Source organism: Collinsella aerofaciens, from assembly GCF_028207065.1.
Lineage (GTDB): Bacteria > Actinomycetota > Coriobacteriia > Coriobacteriales > Coriobacteriaceae > Collinsella > Collinsella aerofaciens_AR.
On record NZ_JAQLFP010000046.1, the window covers coordinates 1 to 8,822 of the forward strand.

11 protein-coding genes are annotated in these 8,822 nt (G+C 57.4%); 7 read left to right on the forward strand and 4 right to left on the reverse strand.

What is annotated here, in order from left to right; translation table 11 throughout:
• Window positions 1-53: 53 nt before the first annotated feature.
• From PMX72_RS09860 to PMX72_RS09870, 3 genes are all read right to left on the reverse strand, one after another.
• Window positions 54-1,343: an ATP-binding protein gene (locus PMX72_RS09860; RefSeq protein ID WP_117790850.1), complete on the reverse strand. Its 1,290-nt coding sequence runs from the start codon at window positions 1,341-1,343 to the stop codon at window positions 54-56.
• A 180-nt stretch (window positions 1,344-1,523) separates the two neighbouring features.
• Entirely contained in the window at window positions 1,524-2,054 is a 531-nt protein-coding gene (locus PMX72_RS09865) for a flavodoxin family protein (protein ID WP_117790849.1), read from the reverse strand.
• A 204-nt stretch (window positions 2,055-2,258) separates the two neighbouring features.
• Complete coding sequence (locus PMX72_RS09870) at window positions 2,259-2,813, reverse strand: TetR/AcrR family transcriptional regulator (RefSeq protein WP_117790848.1); 555 nt, start codon at window positions 2,811-2,813, stop codon at window positions 2,259-2,261.
• A 143-nt stretch (window positions 2,814-2,956) separates the two neighbouring features.
• Here PMX72_RS09870 and PMX72_RS09875 point away from each other — a divergent pair, with 143 nt between their 5' ends.
• The 3 genes from PMX72_RS09875 to PMX72_RS09885 are packed head-to-tail and all read left to right on the forward strand — an operon-like array spanning window position 2,957 to window position 5,460.
• Entirely contained in the window at window positions 2,957-3,922 is a 966-nt protein-coding gene (locus tag PMX72_RS09875; protein ID WP_199411147.1) for an SIR2 family NAD-dependent protein deacylase, read from the forward strand.
• Between the two features lie 3 nt (window positions 3,923-3,925).
• Window positions 3,926-4,624: an SIR2 family protein gene (locus PMX72_RS09880; RefSeq protein ID WP_117799862.1), complete on the forward strand. Its 699-nt coding sequence runs from the start codon at window positions 3,926-3,928 to the stop codon at window positions 4,622-4,624.
• A gap of 14 nt (window positions 4,625-4,638) precedes the next feature.
• The gene (locus PMX72_RS09885) at window positions 4,639-5,460 is read left to right on the forward strand and encodes an SIR2 family NAD-dependent protein deacylase (RefSeq protein WP_271729821.1); all 822 of its coding nucleotides are present in this window, start codon (window positions 4,639-4,641) and stop codon (window positions 5,458-5,460) included.
• 83 nt (window positions 5,461-5,543) lie between these two features.
• Here the strand turns inward: PMX72_RS09885 and PMX72_RS09890 are convergent, their stop codons facing one another.
• Window positions 5,544-6,104 carry a TetR/AcrR family transcriptional regulator gene (locus PMX72_RS09890; protein ID WP_271729819.1) on the reverse strand — a complete coding sequence of 187 codons (561 nt, stop codon included), beginning with the start codon at window positions 6,102-6,104 and terminating at the stop codon, window positions 5,544-5,546.
• Between the two features lie 143 nt (window positions 6,105-6,247).
• Here PMX72_RS09890 and PMX72_RS09895 point away from each other — a divergent pair, with 143 nt between their 5' ends.
• From PMX72_RS09895 to PMX72_RS09910, 4 genes are all read left to right on the forward strand, one after another.
• Window positions 6,248-6,448: a hypothetical protein gene (locus PMX72_RS09895; RefSeq protein WP_271729817.1), complete on the forward strand. Its 201-nt coding sequence runs from the start codon at window positions 6,248-6,250 to the stop codon at window positions 6,446-6,448.
• Complete coding sequence (locus tag PMX72_RS09900; RefSeq protein ID WP_055252677.1) at window positions 6,445-7,134, forward strand: radical SAM mobile pair protein A; 690 nt, start codon at window positions 6,445-6,447, stop codon at window positions 7,132-7,134. The genes PMX72_RS09895 and PMX72_RS09900 overlap by 4 nt, the downstream gene beginning before the upstream one ends.
• Complete coding sequence (locus tag PMX72_RS09905) at window positions 7,122-8,030, forward strand: radical SAM mobile pair protein B (RefSeq protein ID WP_055252675.1); 909 nt, start codon at window positions 7,122-7,124, stop codon at window positions 8,028-8,030. The genes PMX72_RS09900 and PMX72_RS09905 overlap by 13 nt, the downstream gene beginning before the upstream one ends.
• 199 nt (window positions 8,031-8,229) lie before the next feature.
• Window positions 8,230-8,822, forward strand: a 593-nt coding sequence (locus tag PMX72_RS09910) for an SIR2 family NAD-dependent protein deacylase (protein WP_465038280.1), incomplete at its 3' end; no start/stop codon positions are given.

Below are 8,822 nucleotides of genomic sequence, written 5' to 3' on the forward strand. Positions count from 1 at the left end.
GGAGCGCAGTAAACGCTGCGCCCCGGGCCCCATGCATTACACCAGCATCATCCCTATAGACAAAATGCCGCATAAAGCGGAACAGACATAAGCCCATCATTCATTCCAAAGGGCTTAGTCGATAGCCTGATAAGGCGCACGCCCGGATGGGTCTTTTTAAGTGAGGACAGACTTCGAGATCTTGTGTTCTCCCCCGCCTTGACTTCAATCGCAGACAAGCATCCCTGCTTCTCTACTACAAAGTCGATTTCCGCACGATTATCTCGCGCCCAATAATGCAGTGGATAACCCATGGCTGAAAGCTGTTGGGCAACGTAGTTTTCGGTAAGTGCACCCATGAATGTGCCGCCGATACCAGCAAGAATATCGGCGCGTTGAGCACCGGCCTTGGAGACCAGCAGCCCTGTATCCGCCTGATAGATTTTAAAAGCAGAAGGGTTAACGAAGGCCTCTAAAGGGCTTTCGATCTGCCCGACTAGGCTGCAGCGCGCCACCGTACCCGACAATACAAGCCAATCGAGAGCATCTCCAAAGAGAGACGCATTGCCCCCCGCTCGCACTACCTTGTATTGAAATTTACGATTCTCTTTGGCAAGCTGCTGTGGAATGGAATCGAAGCACGCACGCGTCTTTGCGCTCAAGCGTTCATCAGCATATTTATTGGTGTCGGCGGAATATCCGTCGAGAATAATCCGATGCTTTTCGGCCACATCAATGATTGACTGATCATCGATGTACGTTTGGACCGCCTCGGGCATTCCGCCAACAACAAGATACTGTCGATAGAGCCCAAGCGCCTTTTCATGAAGGCTTGGCGCAAGAGGACCCATTATCTCGAATGACGAGCGTATCTCATCGACCAGCTGATCGTGCCCCATCGCCCAGAGAAACTCCTCGAAATCGAGTGGAGTCATCTCAATCAAGTCGGTCTTTCCGACGGGGAACGAATACGACTGATGGTTAATGGCAACCCCAAGAAGCGACCCGGCAGCCGCAACGTAATACTCGGGAGCATCTTCGCAAAAGTATTTAAGGGAAGTGAGCGCTTCCTCGCATGCCTGGATCTCGTCAATGAACAGTAAGGTTTTGCCAGGCACGATACGCTGTCCCGTACGAGCCTCGATCGCACGTACGATCGAATGAGGATCAAGACCGCCCGAAAAATCCGCTCGCGCCGACCGGTCGTTCTCAAGATTAACGTAGACAACCGATTCGAAAAGATCCTGGGCGTGCGTTCTGAGCAAATAGGTCTTGCCACACTGGCGCACGCCTTTGACCAGCAAAGGTTTTCTATCAGCTCTGTCTCGCCATTCCCTAAGGAGCTCGTCTGCCTTGCGACGCATACGTAACCTTCCCTCATGAACTTCTATTTGACAATATTTTAACGCGGATTAATTTGTTTTCAGTTATTTTTCTGCGTTTAAAAATTGTTCTATACGGCACTTGAGGGAATTCGCCCCTATCTCTCGGTAAGGACAGCAAGCATTTCCACCAACGCTGATTGCCATGCGTTCTTCTTGTCCTTAGGCGAGCTTGCGAGCGAGCTCTCGCACCTCTTTCAACTTGGGCGACGATGCCATGCTGTCGCGCTCGGTCATGCCACCAATCGTGACAATGCCCTGGTCCTCCCACTTGCAGTACGCGCAGGTTGACTTGTACATAGCGATCGCCGCATCATAGACACCCTCGCTGTGGCTATCGAGCAAAAGGGCCGTCTTGGTGAACGGGAAACCCGTGGCACCGAAGGCGTACAGGCGGTCGATGGCGGTCTTTTCCTGCGCGGTGATATCGAACCAGTAGATAGGCGAAGCGAAGACAACCATGTCGGTGTCTTTCAGCGACTCAATCACGTTGGCCATGTCATCCTTCTGCACGCAGACGCCCTCATGGGCGAAGCAGTACTGGCATCCCAAGCAGCCGGCGATCTTCTTGCTGGCAACGCGGATGACCTCGACCGTATGGCCGCCCTCACGCGCGGTCTCGGCAAACGCCTCGACCATGGTATCGGTATTGGCGCCCTTACGCGGGCTGCCACTCAATACAACGATATTCATAGGATTCCCTCTCCTTCATGCTGCAGGCGCGCAGCATTTTTTCTTGTAACCAAAACAAATGGGGTTAATCAATCGCCAGCAGGCCATATCTCTTGCTCAAGTTCCCTAAAGAAGCTCAAGGCGATTGCGATTGCCTTATACAACATCGAAAACCAAAGAGGGGCCATAGCAACGTCGCCTGCCTGAAATGGCACGCTGTCAAGATCAACTACGGGGATCGCGACGAGCCGATACCGCCCGCATGCCCCCTTCGGAATAGGCGCTGAGCAGCTCCTGAGCGTGGGCAAACTCGGGCCCTCGCCTCCAACCGAGCAGGCGGTTGACCGCGAGATTTCCCTGGACGTTGTGGACGAAGAGCAGATAGGCGTCCTCGCGCGAAAGCCCAGTCTCCTCCATGATCGAGGGAACCATCTGCTCGGCGCCGCGCTCGACGACGCGCTGTGCCACCCGGGCGTACGCGTCGTCATCCGAGTAGAGCAGATAATAGTCATCGTTTGCCGGCGGACGCTGGCAGAGGGCGCCCGCCTCCGTTCCCTCGAGCGGCGGCACCGCCGCCAAGGCCTCGTCGATAAGCGCGTCGAGCAGGGCGAACTTGTCCTCGTAGTGCAGATAGAACGTGCCACGGTTGATATCGGCGCGTCGGCAGATATCCGCTACCGTCATCTTCGCGAAGCCGACCTCGGCCAGCAGCGCGAAGAACGCCTCCCGTATGACCGAGAGTGTATAGCGTCGGCGACGATCGATCTTCCCCGCTTCCATTACCCCTCCAATTGCAACGCTCGACAATGCCCGGCAAACGCTCGTTTATCGACAGCAGGCCGAAGCTGTTCATTGCTCTTAAGCAAATCGACATGGATACTTTTTATAGACACCTGTTTATAATAGCTGAAAGAAGGTATCCAGTGACCCTGTACGAGCAGCTCGTTATCGAGCTCACCAACCAATCGTTTTCCCTTCAGGCCGCCTACCGCAGCGGCGGCACGCCCTATGAGCTGAGTGACCGCGAGCCCGAGCCCTACGACCAGCAAATCAGGGACTTCGCCCGCATGATCGAGGAAGCCGATTGCGTGCTGGTGGGCGGGGCCTCTGGGCTCTCCGCGGCGGGCGGCGGCGACTTCTATTACGAGGACAACGCAACCTATCGCAGGCATTTCGGCAAATTCGCCGAGCGTTACGGTTTCAAGGGCGCTTTCGAGGGGTCGTTCTACCGCTGGCCCACCGCCGAGGCGCGCTGGGGATACCTCGCCACCTTCCTCGACACCACGCTCAACGCCCCGCTGCGCAAGCCCTACAAGGACCTCGACGCCATTCTCGCCGAGAAGGATTTCTTCGTGCTCACCACCAACCAGGACACGCAGTTTGTGAAGCTCTACCCCTGGGAGAAGGTGGCAGAGATCCAAGGCGACCACCGCTTCTTTCAGTGCTCCCGCTGTTGCACCGACGCGGTGTGGGATGCGGTCGAGCCGGTCTCCAACATGGTAGAGGCCATGGGAGACGGCCTTGAGGTTCCGACAGAGCTCGTGCCGCGCTGCCCGCACTGCGGGGCAGAGGCGTTCCCCTGGGTTCGCGGCTACGGCAACTTCCTGCAGGGCGAGCTCTACGAGGAGCAGTACCACAAGGTGTCCGACTGGCTCGACGCGCACGCGCGGCAGAGGATCCTTTTCCTCGAGCTGGGCGTGGGCCGCATGACGCCCGCGTTTATCCAGGAGCCGTTCTGGGCCCTCACGGCGCAGTTGTCGCAGGCTAGCTACATCGCCGTGAACAACAGGACGCAGTTTCTCCCCCGCGCGATCGAGGATTGGGGGCTCGCCGTTCGCGCCGACATCGCCGACGTGCTCGCCGACGTGCGCAAGACGCTGGGGAGGTAGCACATGGAAACGGTGAAAGCAGTTCGCATAGGCAGGGCGCTAGCCGAGGCGGATCTTGTCATCATCGGCGCCAGCAACGGGCTGGACATGGCAGAGGGGCTCAACCTCTTCTGCGCCGATGCTCATTTCCGAGAGGCGTACGGCGACCTCGCTCAGGCCGACGGCATCGGCTGCATACTGCAGGGGCTCGCCTCCCCGGATGCCAGCGTGCGAAGCCGATGGGTCGAGCGGTTCCATCAAAAGGAGTATGTCGAGTATGAGCCCAGCCCGCTCATGAACGGGCTGCGGCGTCTTACAGAGCACGCTGACACCTTCGTGATCACGTGCAATATCGACGGGCACTTCGTACGCGCAGGGTTCAACGAGAACCGCGTGCTCGAGACGGAGGGGAGCATACGCACGTCGATCGACGAGCGGCGTCTCGCCCATCCAGACGCCCTCGCCACGGCCCAGCTCGAGGAGCTCGAGCGCCTTGTGCAAGCCCATCGCAACGGCAGGGTCGCCATCCTCGAACTTGGCGTGGGACTGCGCAACGGCATCATAAAGCACATGCTCGCCCAGATCGCGAACGTCTGCGAGCACGCCACCTACATCGTGTTCAACTACAGCCAGGCCATGGCGCCCGACGCCTCGTGCGAGACGATTCTCGTTGACGGCGATATGACCCCGGCTTTCGAGGAGATCGCCCGATGCCACCCCTAGAAAGAGAAGCGCGTATGCTTCGAAGCCTTATCGACGATGCCGACGCCATCATCGTCGGCATCGGCTCGGGCATGTCGAGCGCCGCCGGGTTCAACCATTACAACCGCGCGGGCATGGCGCGCGCAGGAATGGCGGACTGGCAGCAAGCCTTTGGCTTCAAGAGCCTTTTCGACGGCTTCTACCACCTCTACCCCAGCCTCGAGCAGCAATGGGCCTACTACGCGCGATATATCGATTTCATGCTGCGCGAGCTGGCCTCGCAGCCCTATCTCGACTTACGGTCCCTCATCGGCCATAAGGACTACTTCATCCTGAGCACCAATGTGGACACCCAGGTCGAGAAGACGTTTCCCACCGAGAGGATCTGCAACTATCAGGGAAGCTTCGCGCACCTTCAGTGCAAGCAGCCATGCTGCGACGAGCTCTTCGACGCGAGCCCCTACGTCGAGCGCATGCTCGCGGGCATGGCGGGGTTCGAGGTCCGCAGCGAGGATGTCCCCCGATGCCCGCACTGCGGCTGGCAGCTTGTGCCGTGGGTGCGCGACGACACGTTTCTGCAGGGTGCGGCATGGCGCGAGAGCCTCGGACGATACGAGCGCTTCGTGCGCGAGCGCAGCGATCGCCGCGTGCTGTTGCTGGAGCTTGGCGTGGGCGAGATGACCCCCGGCATCATCACGCTCCCGTTCTGGAGCATGACCGCAAAGCTGCCGGATGCGCACCTGCTGAGCGTAAACATCTCGGGCGACTCGGCTCCGCTGCAGCTTGGAAGCAAGGCAGAGGCGATCCAGACCGATTTGAGCATGCTGCTCTCGGTGGCGCGGGCAGGTGGCGAGTAACGCGGAGCGGTAGACGCGCAATGAGGTTTTAGCCGCAGCCTCCGAACGAGAGGGCTCGGAGGCTGGTATTCCTGAATCGCAGGTCACGATGGGTTATCGGAATCGCGAAGAGCGGATACCGCCAGTAAGCCCCCTTCGGAATAGGCGTTGAGCAGCTCCTGGGCATGGGCGAACTCGGGGCCTCGTCTCCAGCCGAGCAGGCGGTTGACGGCCAGATTGCCCTGGACGTTGTGGACGAAGAGCAGGAAGGCGTCTTCGCGTGAAAGCCCTGTTTTCTCCATGACCCAGGGAACCATCTGCTCCGCTCCGCGTTCTATGACGCGCTGGGCTACGCGAGCGTATGCGTCGCTGTCCGAATAAAGCAGGCGATAATCGTCGTCTGCCGGCGGACGCTGGCAAAGCGTTGCCGATTCAACCCCCTCAAGCGGGGGAGCCGCTGCCAATGCCTCGTCGATAAGCGCATCGAGCAGCGCGTACTTATCCTCGTAATGCAGATAGAACGTTCCCCGGTTGATCTCGGCGCGGCGGCGGATGTCCGCCACCGTCATCTTCGCGAAGCCGACCTCGGCCAGCAGCGCGAAGAACGCCTCCTGTATGACCGAGAGGGTGTAGCGCCGCCGGCGGTCGATCTTGGTTTCTCCCATCGCCTCTCCAATCTGAGTCGTTTGACAATGTCCAGTAGCTGTTCGTTTATCGACAGGTGCACGCGTTTGTTCATTGCCCCTGCGAAAATCAACAAGGATACTGTTTATAGACACCTGTTTTTTATAGCTGAAAGGGAGCACGGATGACCCTGTGCGAGAAGCTCGGCATCGGGCTTGTCAGCCGATCGTTTTCCCATCGGGCCGTCTATCGAAACGGCGGCACGTCATACGATTTGAGCGATTGCGAGCCTGCTGCTTGCAAGCAAGATATCGAGGCTTTTGCCCGCAAGGTGGGGAAGGCTGATTGCGTGTTTACGGGAGAGGCAGGTAAGCAGGCGTTATGAGCATCTGCATCAAAAATCAGATTCAGAATATGAATATCGTCATCGGCTGCACGGTGGGGTGTCCATATTGCTATGCCCGTAACAATGTGAAACGTTGGCATATGATTGACGACTTCGCTGATCCTGCGTTCTTCCCGAGCAAGCTCAAGATGATGGAAAAGAAACGCCCGCAGAACTTTCTCCTTACCGGCATGAGCGATCTCTCCGGGTGGAAGCTGGAATGGCGAGACGAGGTATTTGCAAAGATCCATGAGAATCCACAGCATCAGTTCCTGTTCCTGACCAAGAGACCCGATTTGCTGGATTTAGATACCGACCTGGAAAACGCATGGTTCGGCGTTACGGTGACGAGGAAAGCGGAGCTGTGGCGTATCGACGCCCTTCGGAAAAACGTCAAAGCAAATCACTTCTTCGTTACTTTTGAGCCGCTATTCGACGATCCCGGTACGGTCGACCTTTCCGGAATCAACTGGATCGTCGTCGGTACCATGACCGGGGCGCAGAGCAGGAAGGTTCATACGGAACCGGAGTGGGCATGGTCTTTGACGGACCAGGCGCACGCGCTTGGCATTCCAATGTTTATGAAGGAAGACCTCGTCTCTGTCATAGGGGACGAAAACATGATTCAGGAATTGCCGGAAGAATTCGAAAGAGTGCTGGAGGTGCAGAGAACATGGCGGAAGTGATCGATGGAATCCTCATCAATGAGGTGGAAGCAAAGAACATCATGACCAAGTCCAGCCTGCCGGTAGGCGGCTACTCGGTCAATCCCTATGTAGGCTGCACGCATGCCTGCAAGTATTGCTATGCCTCCTTTATGAAGCGCTTTACCGGACACAAGGAGGAATGGGGCACCTTTCTTGATGTGAAGCATTGGCCGGAAATCAAGAATCCGAAGAAATACGCTGGACAGCGGGTGGTTATCGGTTCTGTGACGGATGGCTACAATCCACAGGAGGAGCGATTCGGGAATACCAGGAAACTCCTGGAGCAGCTGATTGGCAGCGATGCAGATATTCTGATCTGCACAAAGTCCGATCTTGTGGTACGGGATATCGATCTGCTGAAGAGGCTTGGACGAGTGACCGTTTCATGGTCGATCAACACGCTGGATGAGAACTTCAAGAACGATATGGACTCCGCGTCGAGCATCGAGCGTCGTATCGCTGCTATGAAGCAGGTGTATGACGAAGGTATCCGTACGGTCTGCTTCGTGTCCCCGGTATTTCCCGGCATCACGGATTTTGAGATGATTTTTGAGCGAGTAAAAGATCGGTGCGATTTGTTTTGGCTCGAAAATCTCAATCTTCGGGGTGGTTTCAAAAAAGCGATCCTGGATTATATCGCCGAGAAACATCCCAATCTCGTACCGCTTTACGATGAGATCTATAACAAGCGCAACCGTAGCTATTTTGAAGCGCTTGAAGTAAAAGCCGAGGAAATGGCCAAGAAGTACGATTGCCCCTTTGTGGACAACGAAATGCCTTATGGCAGAGTCCCCCAGGGGCATCCGGTGATCGTGGACTACTTCTATCACGAGGAAGTCCGAGGGTCGGATAATAGCGGAAAAAGAAATCGTTAAACGGAAACCGACGACGATTCGCTCGAGCGATTAGCGTCCACGCGTGGCTTCTGCCGATTGGCGCAACGGGCGACGGATTAAGGGATCGCTCGGGCGGATGATCCCGCTGCAGTACAGGCGGTCGCTCAATTTAGCGGCATGAGCGTTTTCGCACGGAAAACCAGTATCCCCTGTGCCGAGTTTAATCGTAGCGAATACAATGGGCACTGAGCATCAATCGAAAGTAGTCAAGAGCCTTTTCGACGGCTTCTACCACCTCTACCCCAGCCTCGAGCAGCAATGGGCCTACTACGCGCGATATATCGATTTCATGCTGCGCGAGCCGACCTCGCAGCCCTATCTCGACCTACGGTCCCTCATCGGCCATAAGGATTACTTCATCCTGAGCACCAATGTGGACACCCAGGTCGAGAAGACGTTTCCCACCGAGAGGATCTGCAACTATCAGGGAAGCTTCGCGCACCTTCAGTGCAAGCAGCCATGCTGCGACGAGCTCTTCGAGGCGAGCCCCTACGTCGAGCGCATGCTCGCGGGCATGGCGGGGTTCGAGGTCCGCAGCGAGGATGTCCCCCGATGCCCGCACTGCGGCTGGCAGCTTGTGCCGTGGGTGCGCGACGACACGTTTCTGCAGGGTGCGGCATGGCGCGAGAGCCTCGGACGATACGAGCGCTTCGTGCGCGAGCGCAGCGATCGCCGCGTGCTGTTGCTGGAGCTTGGCGTGGGCGAGATGACCCCCGGCATCATCACGCTCCCGTTCTGGAGCATGACCGCAAAGCTGCCGGATGCGCACCT